The following is a 16,827-nucleotide window of genomic DNA, read 5'->3' on the forward strand; positions in this document are numbered from 1 at the left end:
TCAATGAAACCATTCCGGCGATTGGAGTTTTCAGAACGCTCGTATTCGCTTCTTCCTAAATGTTCATCCATTTCGGCTTTAAGAAGTGCATTCAGTGGTTCAGAAAATACTTCTGTCATTGATTTAATTAAACTATTGGCACTGCTAGCATCAAAAATATCTGGGTTTCCTAGTACCAATTGGTTAAATTGGTCCATTACTTTTCGATAATTTTCAGATTTAGGTGGTTTTGGAGTTATTTTCTTTGCCATCTTGTTAATCATCCTTAATTAATTATTTGAATTTTAACACGATGCCAATTTAACACACTTATTTCATTACTACCTAGCTTACGAAAATTTTCAAAATTTTAAAAGTGAATTTAGATCCAAAATGTATCTTGAAAAGATAGGTTATAAAGTTACCAAATCTACTGTTCTGTTGGACTCAATGTTTTCAGTTGATTTACTAGCCACGAAAGAAGATACACGACTAGCGATTCAAGTTAAGAAAGCTAAACATAACGATTTGAATCTTAGTAAATTGATTTCATGAAGTTACAAGAACAGATATAAGCCTGTACTGTTGCTAGTTTATCCTAGCAGAATTGTTTGAAAAAATCTTTAATATTTATTAAATCTATAAAAATTATACTATTACTTAGTAATAGTATTTTTTATTTTAACGAGCCTTTTTTATTGATCTTGTAATTATGAGTTACAATAAAGCATAAACAAATTTGAGTTTTTTCTTACACTCAATTAGTTATTTCGGGACTATATTTTTATAAATATAGTAATCAAATTGTAATGTTTCAGGAGTATCACCAGATTGAGTAGGAATTTCCTTAAAATTATTTATGGTTACATCAAAACCTTCAGGCAACGAAGGTGCCAAATCTTGACCAAAAATATCAGTTGCTTTTTGTTGTAATGAGGCGTAATTATTTATTAAAGTTTTAGCATCATTTAAAGTCACTCCATCTTTGGCAGCTAAAAAGAATCCGCCACCTGTAACATTATTATCTACTGTTACAGCGTCTTTTAAATCTTTTTGATTATTTGCTGGTGCTTTCAAATTAGTAGCAGTAACTGTCACCACACTATCAGTATTCTTTAAATTCTGATCAGGTTTACCATTAAGATCCATCACCACGCCACTTGGATTCGTAATATTAAAACTAATGTCTAGTGTTCGTTTATCATCATGTGCAGTTGTTCCGGTTATTTGAAAATTATAGACATCGTTTTGCAATCGGAAGAAAGAATTTAGTAATTGCTTTTTGAAAGTAGCATTGATTGCATTTACAAGACCTTCATCTTTATTGTGTGGAGCAATATTTTGATCGATAAATTTCTTGGCCTCAGTTGGGGTTTGGGGCCCTATTGGGGTGTTACTAACATCTCCACCACTTGTAGTTCCAACCTTGGCGTAAAAGGCTTTTACATCTTGTTCTTGTTGGGCCAATGGTCTTGGAACTTTTTTGAAACCATCAATTGCAATATTGACTCCAGCATCAGCTTCGTTTTTGGAAACATTTCCATCTTTATCATAAAAATTAATACCATCAGTAACAACCAATTTAATCGTTAATTCACCTGCATTATCATCAACTGGTGTGGCAGCAGTGAAATCTGTTCCGTCAGTTTTGGAGGCTAATGTAAACTTTAAACTAAAACCCTTTAGGGATGGATCCAAATTTAAAATTTTATCATTCGTGGTTAGCAAAGAGTTTACCTTAGATAAAGAATCAACATCGGTTGCTTTAATGGAAGATGCTATGACAGATGAATCAACTGTTTGTTTATTTTGAAGAGTTAAACCACTTGTATTAGTATTAACGCTATCGTAAAATGTTTTTATCCGATCATTCTGTGTTATCACGACATTCCCAGATGGAGAATTATCTTCCTTTGTTTCAGGTTTTTTAGTTTGAGAATTATTGTTGCCACAAGCACCTGCAATAACACCAACAACCGGTAGTCCTAAAGCTATGGCAGAGAATCATATTTTCTTTTTCATAATTTTATTAAATCTCCCAGAATTATTCAATTTCACTTCAATTTATAAAAACAAATGAGAGTTTGGAATCAGACGTTTGTATTCAATAAATTTCAAAATGCAACTTAAAATTATAGACACTAAAAATAAAAAATGTTTTTTGGTGTAACACCAATTGATTAACGGTATTTTTAACTAGATATTTTGTTTATAAACTTATTTAATTTACAAAAAATAAAAATTAGTATATGCTAAACAATTTTTAGTGATTTGAACCTAAAAACCAATGGATAAAAATTCATAAATCAGAATAAAAATCAATTTTAGTCCTCTTCTTATTGTTTGCCAATTAAACATATAATAAATTTATTTATAGCTACAGAATACAGACTTAAGAATTTATGTAAATTAATAAAAACTACAAGTTTTTTAATCATCATCACAAAAAATAAAAATTGTTGTTTTTCCATCATAAATTTCTAAAAAAAGAGGAAAAATTTATTTTAGTTAATTGCACTAATTGGAATCGCATGAACTTTTTGAGAAATTGCATACAATTTTTCTGCAGTACAAATTACCGCACCTCTTCCTATTTGATATTTGCTTTTGTTCATTTTTTCAAAAGCTAAAACATCTTTTTTAGAGTATGTGGTACCAGATTTGATTTCAACTAAATTTAACTCACCATTTTTTAATAAAACTAAATCAATTTCACAGCCTGTTCGATCACGATAGTAATACAAACTTGGTGGCGCTATTTCTGCGTTTTCAAAAGATTTCAAAATTTCATTAAAAACGTATGTTTCTACAAACGCGCCAGGATTAGTTCTGGATAAAGTTTTTGAATCATGCTGCCCAGCCAAAAAACAAGCAAGGCCTGTATCTTTAAAATAAATTTTTTTACGTTTTAAAACACTTTTTTCAACAGATGATTCAAAATAAGGATCTAATAAATAAATAATATCTAGCACTTCTAAAATCCCTACTCAACTTACTAAAGTTTTTCTGTCAACAGATAAATCCTTAGCTATGCTTTCATAAACTAATTCTTGTCCAGTGTGTAATGCAAGCAATTTAATAAAGTTCTGAAATGTTTTCAAATTCCTAATGTTGATTATTTCGTTTACGTCTCTTGACAAATATGTTTGCACATAATTTGAGTAAAATTGAAAAATTTTGGGATTTGTACTTGTAAAATTTTTTGGATAAGAACCTCTAATAATCATTTCATAAAGTTTTTCTTTTGAAAAATTTTTATCTGTTCGCATCGCCATAATATTGGGATTTATTTCAAACGGAATTTCTTCCCTACCTGTTATTTCACTATAAGATAAAGTAGATAGATTTAATATTCCGATTCTTCCAGCCAGCGATTCTCTTAAATTTTTCATAAGAGTATACTGTTGTGATCCAGTGAGCAAATACATACCGCTGATATTCCCATCTTTTAATCTTGCATTGTTAACAATTGGAGCTATATATTCGAATAATTCAGGAACCTTCTGTATTTCATCGATTATTAGAGGTCACCCGTGCTGCTCTAAGAAAAAACGCGGATCATTTTTAGCTTGATCATATTCGTATTTATCATCTAAAGAAACATAATTTCATTTATACTCTTCTTTAATCTGATTACAAAGAAACGATTTGCCAACTTGTCTAGCTCCTGTAATTAAGGTGACAGGATATTCGTTTATAGTATTAACCAGTTTTTGTTTGATTGTTCTTTTGATCATAATTAAAATCCTATCTTATATTTTTATTTTATTATATAAAAAAGAAAAAAATTCCTGAAAAAACAGGATTATACTCCCGAAAAGACAGGAATTAATTCCCGAAAAATCAAGAATTTATTTTTGTTTACTACTCAACAAGATCAAACTTTTAATGTCTTTGTTTGCTTAATACTATTTTTTGTATTTAATTTCTTCTAAATCTAAAAGCAGTTTTTTACGATCTAATCCGCCACTATATCCGCCAATGGTTTGATCGTGAGCAATTACTCGATGACACGGTACAATTACTACAATTTTATTTTTAGCATTAACATTAGCAACTGCTCGATAACCATTAGGCTTATCTACCTTTTTGGCCAATTGCTTGTAGGAGATCGCTTCACCATAAGGAATTTGAGTAATTGCATTTCACGTTTGAATTTGAAACGGCGTTCCTATAAATCCTAAAGGAATACTAAAATTTTTCAGTTTCTTAGCAAAATACTTTAACACTTCATTTTTAGTTAATTCAATAATTGAATTAGTCTGATGTGTTATCTCTAAATTAAGAGTTCTGGCAATATTCTCTACTTCTTCGTTGCTATCGACATCACAAACAAACTGTAAATAATACAATTTACGAATATTCGCCCCTACTTGCATTGCTCCTAGTGGTGTTTCAAAAGTTTGTAAATAAAAATACTCAGGGGCTAATTTATTTTTCATATTTAGTTAATTTTTACAATGGATTCAGAACTCTTGATTTCGGGTTGATCTAAAGTTTTCCCTTCTGATACTTTTTTATTATTCAAAAGTTGAGTATCAATGATCGTTTTTAAATTTGCTAATAATTGTAAAAACACAATGTCATATCCTGCTTGTCTTCTTAAATTCTCAGCAAAATTAGAAATACTTTCGTGTAATTCTAATTTACTATTCATAAACATTAATGGCGCTGTTGCGATTAAATACGAAGCTGTGGGAGTATTAAAAAAATCATATTTTCTTGAAGTATGTGAGGGATTAAACAAAAATTGATCGATGACATCAAAATCTAATTCCTGTTGGTGATCATAATCCTCATTTTCCAAACCATAAACATGAAAACTTTCTGTTTTCCCTTGGGCTACAAGTTTTAAATTATTTACTAAAATGTTTTTATCGTCCGCAAAATTAAATGTTTCTCCTGCAAAATAAAAAGTGTTTTTTGAGACAGAAGCACATTTAACAACCACTATTTTTTTTACATTTCCTTCAACATTTATTAAATCTTTTCTATAAGGGCTTTGGTATAGTGAAAAAAAATACTCAATACCTAAAGTTTTTTCATTTTTAAATTCTAATTTTAATCACTTTGAATTATCAATAAATTTATAAGCATTTGGGATTCATGAACTAACTTGGAGTGATCCATCCGGTTTAGGTAAATCAGGGATCTGAAAGTCTTTAACTTCAGGATTAGTCAAATAATGATTAAATAAAAGTTGCGTATAATCTCCCTTATTAAAGTGATTGTAACGATGACCTTTTAAAAAAGATAACAAAACAGTTAACAAAAACAAAATGACAGTCCCTGCAATTGTAATTGCAAGCAAGGGAATATAAGCTAGAGTTTGTTTTAAAACTAATTCGTTTACAACCAAAACAATTAATAAAATAACGATTATAAACATTAATATTTGAACAATGGTTCTAAAGTTTTTAGTATTTAAAACTAACCGATCTAACCAGTAAATATCTTTATTTTTATTTGTTTGTTTTTTATTTATTTTTTTCAAGTTCATACTCTTTCCAGTTTCGATAAAAACTTTCAATTAACAAGTAAATAAATAATGCACCACTATCATATAAACCAATCGCTCTTGTACCAAGATAACGCGCGGGTCAAACTTTACTTTTTAACAACCGAGAATTTTCTAAAGCATTTTTGGCTGTTTTTTCTATTCCTTCTAATAATTGACTTACGGGTAGTTCTTTATTGAAATATGCTCAATCACAAACCGCATACAGAACATCAAAAAAAGTTTTTTGATTCCGTGCTAATTTATTTTCAGCCGCTAATTTTCGACTACTTAAATACATACTGGTACAAATATTATCAACATTATAAGGAAGTCCATGCATACTGCGTGCAAAATGCATCATGTAACCAGATATTAATACTGCAAAGTAACCTTCGACTTTTTTTAAAAATTTTTCGGTAATAACAATTATTGCTTTTGATATTTCTTCAAATCTTATTTTATCAAACTCATATGATAGATCATCAAAGAAAGCTTTAATACGGGTGCCAAAATTTCCGCTTCCTATTTTGGCGTCTATTTTATTAAATATGGCTTCATCGTTATGAAACTCAAGAATTAGATTAAAGATATATTTTTTTAGTAAAGTCATAAAGTGAATAAAAAATACGATGGCTATGCTCAATCGTATTTTATTTTATTAAATGGTTTTAATAAACCAATAATTTGTATATTTTATCGCGCACTACCTGAAGCTTGGTGATTATCATCAACTGGGTCGTCTGTTGACATATTCATTTTTTTCATCTTAGCATCTTCAGCTGCTTTTTGTAAATCAATTGCACCTTGAGGCATCTTTTTATGTTCGTGAATGTAATCAATATCTCGTTTTACAATAGTTTCTTGAATTAATAAGGTTTGAACAATTAATTCGTGTTCTTCTCGGTTAGATTCAATAATTTGTTTTGCAACTTCATATTGTTTCTGAATAATTTCGTTAATTACTACATCGATTGATTCAGCGGTTTTATCTGAATATAATTTGACATTTGGGTTAACAGCACCTTCACTAGGAATAAATTGGGTCATTCCCAAACGACTCATTCCCAATTGTGTTACCATTGCTCGAACTATGTTAGTGGCTTTATAAAAGTCATTAGAAGCACCTGTAGTAATATTTTCGGCACCAAAAATCACTTCTTCAGCTGCACGTCCACCTAAGGCGCCAGCAACCATGTTTAATAAATCACTTTTACGCTTCATTAACATTTCTGCATCCTTAGGAGTAGACAAAGTGTATCCACCTGCTTGACCACGAGGAATGATGGTAATCTTTTGAACTTCATCGGCTCCTTTTAAGTGCAGACCAACAATTGCGTGACCAGCCTCATGATAAGCAGTTAACTTTCGGTCTTGTTCACTCATTACTCGAGATTTTTTAGCAGGACCTGCCATAACCCGGTCAATCGCTTCATCTAAATCTTCCATTGTTATGGTATTACGTTTTGCCCTTACAGCCAACAATGTGGCTTCATTCAAAACGTTTTCTAGTTGGGCACCACTAAATCCTGGGGTTCTTCTAGCAATATCTTCAAGATTAACTTTACTTGATAAATTTTTATTCACTGCATGAATTTTCAAGATTGCTGTTCGTTCTTTCACATCTGGCAATGAAACTTGAATATGGCGGTCAAACCGGCCCGGACGCAATAATGCATCATCTAGAACATCTAAGCGGTTTGTTGCAGCCATAACTACAACTCCAGTTCGACTACTAAATCCGTCCATTTCTGCTAACAACTGGTTTAAAGTTTGTTCAGCTACAGAATAATTAGACACATCTAATTTACCACGCTTCGAACCAACCGAGTCAATTTCATCGATGAAAATAATACAAGGTGCTGCTTTCTTTGCTTTATTAAACAAATCGCGAACCCGCTTTGCACCTACACCAACTAACATGTCTTCAAAAGCTGAACCTGTAACCTGAAAGAAAGGCACACCAGCTTCACCAGCAACAGCTTTTGCTAACAAAGTTTTACCAGTCCCTGGAGGACCATATAAGATAACCCCTCGCGGTGATCTTGCACCCATTTGAGCATAACGACCTGGGTTTTTTAAATAATCAACAATTTCGATTAATTCATTCTTTTCTTCTTCGATTCCTGCAACATCTGCAAAGCGAACAGTGGATTTAGCAAGTTTTGCTTGAGATTTACCAATTGTAAAAACGTTGTCGGTTCCTTCACCGTCACCGCCTCCGCCTCCGCCAAGGCCACCCATACCGCGACGTAAGAAGCGGTAAATAAAGTAAAAAATAATAACGTAAAAAATCAAAGGGATAAGAGTTATAACAACATTCCCTATAATTGCTCCAGTAGTATTTGGAGTAGCTACTGTACCAATAGCAAATAAACGAGTAAGTTGTGCAGGAACAGAGGTTTGTCCAGCGGCAGGTCCAAATACTTGAGGGGTCGCTTGACCTGTGATTGTAATTGTGCCTGCAGCTTTATCAATTATTAAATTAGCAATTTGATATTGACCTGCAATAGTTACAACTGGTTGAGCGCCTCCAGTATTAATAGTGGACCCACTAATAAAGTCTCCTGAAACAAAGACGTTATTGCCACCTATATTTAAGGCAATATTAAAGTGGTTAGCATTTGTAAATGCTGTCGCAAAAGAAGAACCACCAAGATTTATATTAGATCTACTGCTAGCATTATTTATAAGAGCAGACAAATTGGTTCCATCCCAGCGAACGTCACTAATTGAAACTGTTGGAGTTCCTGGTAAAGTGGCTACAACAATTAGCGCAATAATTATTCCAATAATTACTAATCAAATGATTGTACTAATAATTATCGATCGCTTGCGTCTAGGATCCATCTTTGATTCAGTAATTTTCTCTCCTGAATTAGCTTTGGCTTTGGCCATTGAATTATCCTTTTTAAGTAAATAAACAACATAGTTAACACTGGTTAACTGATGAATTAAGTTTTTAGATTATATATTAAATATATTAACAATAGAAATCTAAGAATTAAACAAATCGCTTTGAAATTTTATTTAATTAGTAATTCGAATTAAAAAAACGAAAAGAAAAATTCTTATTTTTTAGTTTTGGCTTTACCTTTTGGCTCATAAACACTGCGTTTCAATGTTCCAATAAAAGGTAAATTTCTTAAATAGCCTTGGTAGTCCAAACCAAAACCAACCAAGAATTTATCTGGTAACTTATAACAACTATAATCGATTTTAACATCAACTTGGCGTTTTGTTGGTTTGTCCACAAAAGTCATTAAACTAACACTCTTTGCACCACGCAGTTTTAACATGTCTAAGACTAATTTAATGGTATTACCAGTATCTACGACGTCTTCAACAAGTAAAACATGTTGGTCTTTAACACTGGTTGCTAAGTCCATTACTATTTTAGGAGCTCCAACCGCTTTAGTTTGACCTTTAAACGAAGAAATAGTCATAAAGTCTAAAAGGACATCTGGCTTTACTTGAGAAATGAGCTTTCCAATAAAAGGAATACAGCCTTTTAAAATCCCAACCATCAAGAACTTTTTATTTTTATATTTTTTATTAATTCATTGTGCTGCTAGCATACAGCCTTTTTCAACTTCTTCAGACGAAATAAGTAATTCGTCAATTCTTGGATCAAAATCAGTCATGCTTTGCGAAACTTTAACAACTTTTTTAGTGCTAGTTTTTTGCGATAATTTCATTTTGATCTACCCAATCTATTTTTGCAACATCACAATTACTTGGCAAGAAATTTCTTTTTTTGGTTCTTCGTAATGCTTTGCTTTAATGTTGATGTTTTTAATTTTTAATATCCGTTCAAGATTCTCAACTAATAAATATCTGACTGGGTCAATTTTGATGTGCTCAACCACTATGTTGATATCTATGTTTACTATTTGCCACTTAGGTTTTTCAATCATCTTCAAAGTATGTAAGAGAATTTTTTCTGAATCCATATCTTTTGTTTTTGGATCACTGTCTGCAAAGTAAACACCAACATCTCCAAATCCGGCCGCTCCTAAAAGAGCGTCCGAAATTGCATGAAAAACAACATCACCGTCTGAATGAGCTACAACACTGTAATCACACTGTACTGGCATTCCACCAATTTTAATGATATTGTTTTTCTTAGCTTTCAATAAGTGGCTGTCAAATCCTAAACCTACTCGGTATTCCATGATATATAACTGCCCTGCTTTCTAAGTATTTCTTTTAGAATTACTCTGTTTATTTAAAAAATATTGAACAATAAAATCTCTAAAAATTGTTCGCAATTTTTTAATCTGTTATTTGTCTCTTAAATCTATTTAAAAAACTAGATAATTTTATTGTCTTCTAGCGACTTTTTAACAGCTTCAATTGCTTGATCTTCGTCTTCACCTTCGAAAATTACTTCAAAGCTATCGCCTTGTTTAACAGCTAAAGCCATCAAGTTAATAATAGACTTAGCATCCCCTGTAGCACCTGTTTGAGTTTTGATTGTTGTCTTAGATTTAAATTTAGTGGCCGCTTGGACTAAAAGTGTTGCTGGGCGTGCATGTAATCCTGTGGGGTCTTTAACTATTGCTTTAAAACTTTTCATAATAAAATAGCCTTTCGAAAATTGTTGATAGTTACTCCTATTTTACCAATTTTTAGTCTTAAAAAAGCAATAACCTCTATGTAAACGAACACAGAGTGTCACCAAAACTGATAAATTTTTACAAACATTACTATGTAATTATTGCAAATATTATTACCTGAAAAAACTATGAATATTCCCCATAAACTTTAAAGTAAATCGAAATATTAAAAATTATCAGTCAACAATTTAAAGTGAAAGACGTTTCTGACGCGTTATCTAAAATTAGCAGTATATAATTAATTTGCAAAGGTATGGAGATGCATATGTCTAAAATAATTAAAACAAGAATTACAGCTGTACAAGATCCTGATACTAATCAAACAATTTTTGAACAAGAACTTCTTGAAAGTGCTGATAAAAACGATAAAGTTTTATTAACTTGACTGGAAATTGAAAATGAATTAAAAAACATTGGTTATAATAATGATTTTATAAGCAAATACACTCAATACGTGAAACAAAATCCTAAGATAAGTGAAGACGATTTTAAGAAAAAATTATTTTCAGAATATAAAAAAACACCTGAATTTCAAGAAGAAATCCGTCAATTTGACGGAACAAAACTAAAATTAGAAAATGAAGTTAAAAGATTGACTGAGTTAACGTATTCCAAAGATGCGGAAAAGAGAATTTTGGAAGATCAAAAATTTCAAATTTTTAAACAAATGGATGAGTTAAAGAAAAATTACGAAGAAAAAATAAATAGTTTGCTGCAAAAACATGAAGAAACATTCGCATTGAAAGTTAAGTCAAAAGAAGAAGAACTAAAAAATAAATCTCAAGAAGAAATTAATAATTACAAATTAGAAGTTGCTAGACTAGAACAGGAATTAAAAACAATTAAGTCTCAACAAGAAACCGAATTAAAAGCCAAAGAAGAAATTTTACAAGCACAAATAAAAAGCACAAAAGCTGAAATTGAAAAAACAAAACTTGAAGAAATTGCAGAAAAAAATGAAAAACTCAACATATTACAAAAACACATTGATGAGTTAGAAAGAAATAAAAAAGTTCTCAATATCAAGCGAGTTGGGGAGAATTTAGAAAACTGGGTTGAAAACCAAGTTAATGAAAGTTTTCTAAACAACGAAAAATACACTTTTGAAAAAATTAATATTTCAAAAGAAGGAACAAAAGCAGATTTTTTGTTTAAAACCTTTGACAGCGAAATTTCAGACAAAAATAAAAATTTATTGACAAGTGCAGTAATTGAGGTTAAAAGTGAAACTGTCGATGCTGAAAATAAGAAAAAAAATAAAGATCACATTGATAAGCTTATTAAAGACCGTGATAAAGAAGGCGCTGAGTACGGGATATTAGTTTCTGAACTTGAGTTGGATTCAGAAGATGGAAATTTCTTAATTAAAAAATCAGGAAATGAATCTAATATATTTATTGTTCGACCCCAATATTTAGTATCTCTATTATCTTTATTACAAAATTTTTCATATAAGGGGAGAGATTTAAAATTAAAAGATCTTAAGTTCCGTAAGAAACAGGAAATATTACAAGATTTCAATGATTTAAAAAACGGTATTTTAGAAGTCACCTTCAAAAATATCCAAAACAATTTTGATAAAATTCAAAAACAAGCAAACAATATTAAAGATAATGCTGCTGCCATCTCGAAAGATGCTGAAATCATCTTGGGTTCTATCCAAGTTATAGTAGAAACCCATTTTGAAACAGCTAAGAATAAGTTAAATAAGTTTACTCCATTAAAACTCAGTAGAATGGGGTTAACGGATGAATTAGACGAAGAAGAATAAAGCTTAAAGTTATTTTTTTAAGAAAATTTTACAAGCATTTTTAAATGTTGTTTCTGCCACTATTTCCGGATTCAAATTTTTTAATAAACCAATTTGTTTAATTGTGTATTCAACGTACGAAGGTTTGTTCGTTTTTCCTCTAAATGGTGCTGGTGTCAACCACGGTGAATCCGTTTCTACCATTAACTTTTCTAAAGGTAAAATTTTTACAGCCTCCTGAAAAGGAACAGCATTTTTAAATGTAACAATCCCCGGAATTGAAAAATAAAAATTTAGTTCTTTAAGTTCACTAAGTATTTTGTTAGAAATTTCAACTCCTTCGCTAAAGCAATGAAAAATAATTGGAACACTTGGCTTGTGTAATTTTAGAAAATCAATAATTTCGTAATGAGCATCTCTGATATGCAACATTAAAGGTAATTTAAAATCAAGTGCTATTTGCATTTGCATCAGTAAAAATTTATATTCTAAATCTACATATTTTTTGGTGTAATGAAAATCTAATCCGCACTCACCAATAGCAACAATCTGATTTTGATATTGATGACATCATAACCTAAATGTTTTTTCAACTTCTTCGTAATTGTGGGTTTGAACGTCATTGGGGTGGATTGCTACGCAAGCCTTAATAAAATCGTAATTAAGTGAATACTCAATAGCCTTCTTTGAAGAGGCAAGATCAAAACCTACAACGTTCATTAGCATTTCTTTTTCTTTTGCTTCTTGAAAAACTTCTTCATTAACATTTGATAAAGGGTCAACCATTAAATGACAATGCGTATCGTAAAGTCTCATTTTTATTTTCCTAAACAAAAAGTTTTAAAAATTTCACTAATAAGATCATAATCTTGAATTTCACCAACAATTTTAAGTAAATCCTCATTAGCTTGTTTCAATGGTTCAATAATCAAATCTAAATAAGGTTTTAGTTTGAGTAATTTAATAAATTCTTCCAAATGCAAAATACAACTACGTGCTAAATTTAGTTGCCATTCTCTATTGAAAATCAAGGCATCAGTATCATTTAATTGTTCCTGTTTTAGTAACATTTCTAAATAGCTTAATAATTGGGAAATCTCATTTTGCTTTGCACTAATTTGGATGACGTCATTCTTTTTATTTGTAGTTTTTTGTTTAACTAAGTCTTTTTTGTTTTGACAAATCACATATTTCTTATTTTTTTGTTTCAAATAAGATATTAAATCGAGCTCATCTTTAGATACTTTTTTGCTAACATCCGTTAAAAATATAACTAAGTTTGCTTCGTCAATGGTCTTATATGTTTTTATAATCCCCATTTTTTCTAGTTGGGAACGGTGTTTGTGAATTCCTGCTGTGTCTAAGAAACTTACGGGAAACCCGTTGAACTCTGTTTGTGCTTCGACAACATCTCTAGTAGTCCCTGCTTGCGACGAAACCAGTGCACGGTCCTTCTTTAATAAAGCATTTAAAAGGGATGATTTCCCCACATTAGGTCTTCCTATAATTGCAATTTTAAATCCTGAATCTAAAGATATTATTTTAGAGGATTTAATAATTACGTTTTCTAAAACCTTTTTTATTTCTGTGGCTTGTTTATCAAAGATTTTAAAATCTTTGGTTACATCCTCAAATTCTGGGTAATCTATTAATACTTCAATAGATCCAATTAACTTAAAAATTTCATTTTGTAAATTTTTCAATTTTAATGAGGTTTTCCCAAGAATTGAATCAAGCGCTAGTGAACGTACGAAAGGATTTTTTGTCTTTACTAAAACATCTACAGCGGCCGCTTGAGTCAAATCTATTTTATTATTCATAAACCCTCGTTTTGTAAATTCACCAGGAGTTGCTAAATCTGCTCCATTTTGGGACAACAATCTAAATATTTCATTAACAATTTGCATATTCCCGTGGCAATTTATTTCAACTAAATCTTCACCAGTATATGTTTTTGGAGACAAAAATTTCATCAAAAGAACATCATCTATTTCTTGTTTTTTTTGAAAGTTATAAATCGTGTTTCTTTCAATAGAAAAATGTTTCTTTTCAATTTTTTGCTTACAAACTTTCTGTAATATACAAAAAGTTTTAGGACCAGAAACACGAATTATATGAATCGCACCCATTCCGGGAGCTGTGGCTAACGCATAAATTGTTTTAACCATTTTTTTGGCATCTTTCTATAACTCTAATTATTTGCCAAAACATCGCGCTCCGAATTGGATTTAATTTTAAATCATTCGATAATCTGACTAATACGTCCCAACAAGTAATGTCAAGATTAACTATCAAATAATTTAAAACTAGTTGAATTTGGCGAAAGCTTAAACTTTTAAATTTTTCAAATATAGCATTTAATTCTTCAAGACTTTTTTTTGTATTTAAAAAGCGAAAACTTAGTTCTGAAACTTCACTAAAAGTATTGTCTTTTAAAGCAGCTAAAGCGTCATCAATTGTTCAATATATATCGGTGAGACTTTTTATATCTGCTTTTTTTAGATTGTATTTGATTGCTGTTTGAGATCAATCGAAATTATTCTTTTTTAATAATACTCGTTGACAACGACTAGTTATTGTTTGTGGAATAACTAATTGGTTACGTGTAGTCAAAATCGCATAAGTATTGTTTGGGGGTTCTTCCAAAAATTTAAGTAACGCATTAACAGCCTGACTTGAAGCTAATTCAATTTGATGAATAATATAAACTTTTTTATTGCCTCTTTCTAAACCCATTCGTAAGAAACGGTTTTGAATTTCGATGATCCGATCTTTTGAAATTGTTTCAACGCTGCCATCAACATCTATTATGTCGTAATATAAATTATTTTTTATCTTAGTACAATTCTCACATGCATCACATGATTTGTTTTCAATTTTAGAAGTACATACAATGGATTTTAAATAAGCAGTTAAAAATGGCGTCAGATAACTCCCCTGGCTTTCTGTTATTAAAATCGCATGTGAGTGATGCTGTAAGTTAAATTCCATAATTATTTGTAATGCTTAGTAATGACTTCTTTCATTTTAACAAAAACATCGCTATATACCTTTTCTTCTGATTGACTAGCATCAATAACTATCGCCCGTTTTTTATGTTTATTAATCATAGTGGTATAAGAGTCGTAAACGCGTTGGTGAAAATCAATTTCAAGTTGGTCTAAACGGTCTGGATTATCGCGGTTTTTTTTAATACGATTTAAACCCTCGTAGGGTTTAACCATTAAAAAGAAAATATAATCAGGTTTTATTCCTTGTGTAGCAAAACTATTAATATCTGATACTAATTTTTCTCCTAGTTGTCTTCCCGCACCTTGATACGCAATCGAAGAATCTACATAGCGATCACAAATTAAAACATTACCATTCTTCAAATGTTCCAGTCCTTCTCCATGAAAAAGTTCAGCCCTGCTAGCTGCAAATAAAAAAGCTTCAGTAATTGAAAGCATGTCGCTTTTTACAGATAACAACAAATCGCGAATTTTATCTCCTATTGGTGTTCCACCCGGTTCTCTTTTGAAAATAAATTCAATCGGTTTGTTATCTTTTTTTTGACAAAGTTTTTTTTCGATTGTAAAGTAATCAAAAATTTCTTTTTGAAGTCGTTTTAAAACAGAACTCTTACCAGATCCATCAGGTCCTTCAAACGAAATAAAAAGTCCTGGAAGACTCATTATTTAATAACCTCAACTCCCATATAAGGAACTAAAACTTTAGGAACTAAAATAGTCCCGTCTGCTTGTTGGTAGTTTTCAACAACCGCAGCGAATAAACGATCAATCGAAACACCAGTACCATTTAATGTATGTACAAAATTAGTTTTTTTAGAAACCCGATCTCGGTAACGGATTTTGGCCCGTCTTGCTTGAAAATCACCACAATTAGAACACGAAGAGATTTCTTTATAATCATTATAAGATGGTAATCAAACTTCTAAATCATAAGTTTTTAAAGCACTAAATCCCATGTCACCTGTGCATAAAACAATTCTTCGAAAAGGTAATTTTAATAACTTCAAAATATTTTCGGCATCTTGTGTTAATTTTTCATGTTCGGATTTAGAATCTTGAGGTAAACAAATTTTAACTAATTCTGTCTTGTAAAACTGGTGTTGGCGAATTACCCCTCTTGTATCTCGTCCTGCACTTCCGGCTTCAGAACGATAATTTGTAACTGATGCTACATAGTATTTAGGCAAAACTTTCTCTTCGATAATTTCGTCACGATGATAATTAACTAATTGCACTTCAGATGTTGAAGACAAATAATAATTACTATTTTCTAGTTTGAAAACATCTTCCTTAAATTTTGGAAATTGGCCAGAGCCATAAAATGACGCCTCATTAACAATTACTTGCGGCATTATTTCTGTATATTTTTTAGTATGTGTGTCTAATGTAAATGTTCTTAAAGCGCGAATCAGTTTTGCCCCCATACCTTTGTATGTGACAAATCTTGTTCCCGTTACTTTTACAGCTCTTTCAAAATCAACCATATCTAAAGTTACCGCTAAATCTCAATGCGCTTTTGGAGAAAATTTAAATGAGGGCTTACTACCTTCTTTAAAAATTTCTAAATTGCTTTTTTCATCTTTACCGACAGGCACAGAATCGTCTGCTAAATTTGGCATCACGTAAGCAATTTCGTCTACTTGTTTAGCAATTTCGTTATATTTTGCTTCTTGCGCATCAACCGTTTGTTTTAAACGGGCACCTTCAGATTGTAATTCCTTAATTTTAGAAGCATTATCTTTGGTTTTGGCTAAACTTATTTTTTTAGCAACAGCATTTCGCTCTGCGTTAAGGTTTTCAATTGAACGTAATAAAGAGTTAGCTTGTTTGTCTAGTTTTAAATACTCATCAAAAAGAGTTAATGAGAATCCCCGGTTAACTAATTTTTGTCTTAATTCTTCTGTATTTGTTTTAAGTAGTGCTTTATCTAACATAACTATCTTCTTTCTATTTTCTTATAATTTTAAAACG

Annotated in this window: 15 protein-coding genes and 1 pseudogene; 1 reads left to right on the forward strand and 15 read right to left on the reverse strand. The window is 30.9% G+C overall.

Going from position 1 to position 16,827, the window contains the following annotated elements; translation table 4 throughout:
* From T384_RS07600 to T384_RS0102790, 10 genes and pseudogenes are all read right to left on the reverse strand, one after another.
* Window positions 1-251, reverse strand: a 251-nt coding sequence (locus T384_RS07600; protein WP_036498934.1) for a transposase, incomplete at its 3' end; no start/stop codon positions are given.
* Between the two features lie 493 nt (window positions 252-744).
* Complete coding sequence (locus T384_RS0102750) at window positions 745-2,001, reverse strand: hypothetical protein (RefSeq protein WP_027119745.1); 1,257 nt, start codon at window positions 1,999-2,001, stop codon at window positions 745-747.
* Window positions 2,002-2,483: 482 nt separating this feature from the next.
* Window positions 2,484-3,716 carry an ATP-binding protein gene (locus T384_RS0102755; protein ID WP_027119746.1) on the reverse strand — a complete coding sequence of 411 codons (1,233 nt, stop codon included), beginning with the start codon at window positions 3,714-3,716 and terminating at the stop codon, window positions 2,484-2,486.
* A 171-nt stretch (window positions 3,717-3,887) separates the two neighbouring features.
* Window positions 3,888-4,421: a methylated-DNA--[protein]-cysteine S-methyltransferase gene (locus T384_RS0102760; protein WP_027119747.1), complete on the reverse strand. Its 534-nt coding sequence runs from the start codon at window positions 4,419-4,421 to the stop codon at window positions 3,888-3,890.
* A gap of 2 nt (window positions 4,422-4,423) precedes the next feature.
* Window positions 4,424-5,479 (reverse strand): hypothetical protein, encoded by a 1,056-nt coding sequence (locus tag T384_RS0102765; RefSeq protein WP_027119748.1) that lies wholly within the window; start codon window positions 5,477-5,479, stop codon window positions 4,424-4,426.
* On the reverse strand, window positions 5,457-6,089 hold the full coding sequence (locus T384_RS06970) for a DAK2 domain-containing protein (RefSeq protein WP_027119749.1): 633 nt from the start codon (window positions 6,087-6,089) through the stop codon (window positions 5,457-5,459). The genes T384_RS0102765 and T384_RS06970 overlap by 23 nt, the downstream gene beginning before the upstream one ends.
* 83 nt (window positions 6,090-6,172) lie before the next feature.
* Window positions 6,173-8,062, reverse strand: a pseudogene (ftsH, locus tag T384_RS0102775) (ATP-dependent zinc metalloprotease FtsH); the annotation flags it as partial.
* Window positions 8,063-8,547: 485 nt separating this feature from the next.
* On the reverse strand, window positions 8,548-9,120 hold the full coding sequence (hpt, locus tag T384_RS0102780; protein WP_027119751.1) for a hypoxanthine phosphoribosyltransferase: 573 nt from the start codon (window positions 9,118-9,120) through the stop codon (window positions 8,548-8,550).
* A gap of 69 nt (window positions 9,121-9,189) precedes the next feature.
* Window positions 9,190-9,651: a 2-C-methyl-D-erythritol 2,4-cyclodiphosphate synthase gene (gene ispF / locus T384_RS0102785; protein ID WP_027119752.1), complete on the reverse strand. Its 462-nt coding sequence runs from the start codon at window positions 9,649-9,651 to the stop codon at window positions 9,190-9,192.
* Between the two features lie 137 nt (window positions 9,652-9,788).
* The gene (locus T384_RS0102790) at window positions 9,789-10,055 is read right to left on the reverse strand and encodes an HPr family phosphocarrier protein (protein WP_027119753.1); all 267 of its coding nucleotides are present in this window, start codon (window positions 10,053-10,055) and stop codon (window positions 9,789-9,791) included.
* 305 nt (window positions 10,056-10,360) lie between these two features.
* On the opposite strand from T384_RS0102790, the gene T384_RS0102795 reads away from it, so the two are divergent.
* Entirely contained in the window at window positions 10,361-11,866 is a 1,506-nt protein-coding gene (locus T384_RS0102795) for a DUF2130 domain-containing protein (protein ID WP_027119754.1), read from the forward strand.
* Window positions 11,867-11,875: 9 nt separating this feature from the next.
* Here the strand turns inward: T384_RS0102795 and T384_RS0102800 are convergent, their stop codons facing one another.
* Genes T384_RS0102800 through serS form a run of 5 tightly spaced genes read right to left on the reverse strand, consistent with a single transcriptional unit; the run spans window position 11,876 to window position 16,790 of the window.
* Window positions 11,876-12,661 (reverse strand): TatD family hydrolase, encoded by a 786-nt coding sequence (locus T384_RS0102800; protein ID WP_027119755.1) that lies wholly within the window; start codon window positions 12,659-12,661, stop codon window positions 11,876-11,878.
* A 2-nt stretch (window positions 12,662-12,663) separates the two neighbouring features.
* Complete coding sequence (mnmE, locus tag T384_RS0102805) at window positions 12,664-14,013, reverse strand: tRNA uridine-5-carboxymethylaminomethyl(34) synthesis GTPase MnmE (RefSeq protein ID WP_027119756.1); 1,350 nt, start codon at window positions 14,011-14,013, stop codon at window positions 12,664-12,666.
* On the reverse strand, window positions 14,006-14,836 hold the full coding sequence (locus T384_RS06975; RefSeq protein WP_027119757.1) for a hypothetical protein: 831 nt from the start codon (window positions 14,834-14,836) through the stop codon (window positions 14,006-14,008). The genes mnmE and T384_RS06975 overlap by 8 nt, the downstream gene beginning before the upstream one ends.
* Before the next feature lie 2 nt (window positions 14,837-14,838).
* Entirely contained in the window at window positions 14,839-15,519 is a 681-nt protein-coding gene (tmk, locus tag T384_RS0102815; protein WP_027119758.1) for a dTMP kinase, read from the reverse strand.
* A complete protein-coding gene (serS, locus tag T384_RS0102820; RefSeq protein WP_027119759.1) occupies window positions 15,519-16,790 on the reverse strand; it encodes a serine--tRNA ligase in 1,272 nt (423 codons plus the stop codon). Before serS ends, tmk begins: the two co-directional genes overlap by 1 nt.
* Window positions 16,791-16,827 lie beyond the last annotated feature (37 nt).

The organism is Mycoplasma testudinis ATCC 43263 (genome assembly GCF_000687795.1).
Classification (GTDB): domain Bacteria; phylum Bacillota_I; class Bacilli_A; order Mycoplasmatales; family Mycoplasmoidaceae; genus Mycoplasmoides; species Mycoplasmoides testudinis.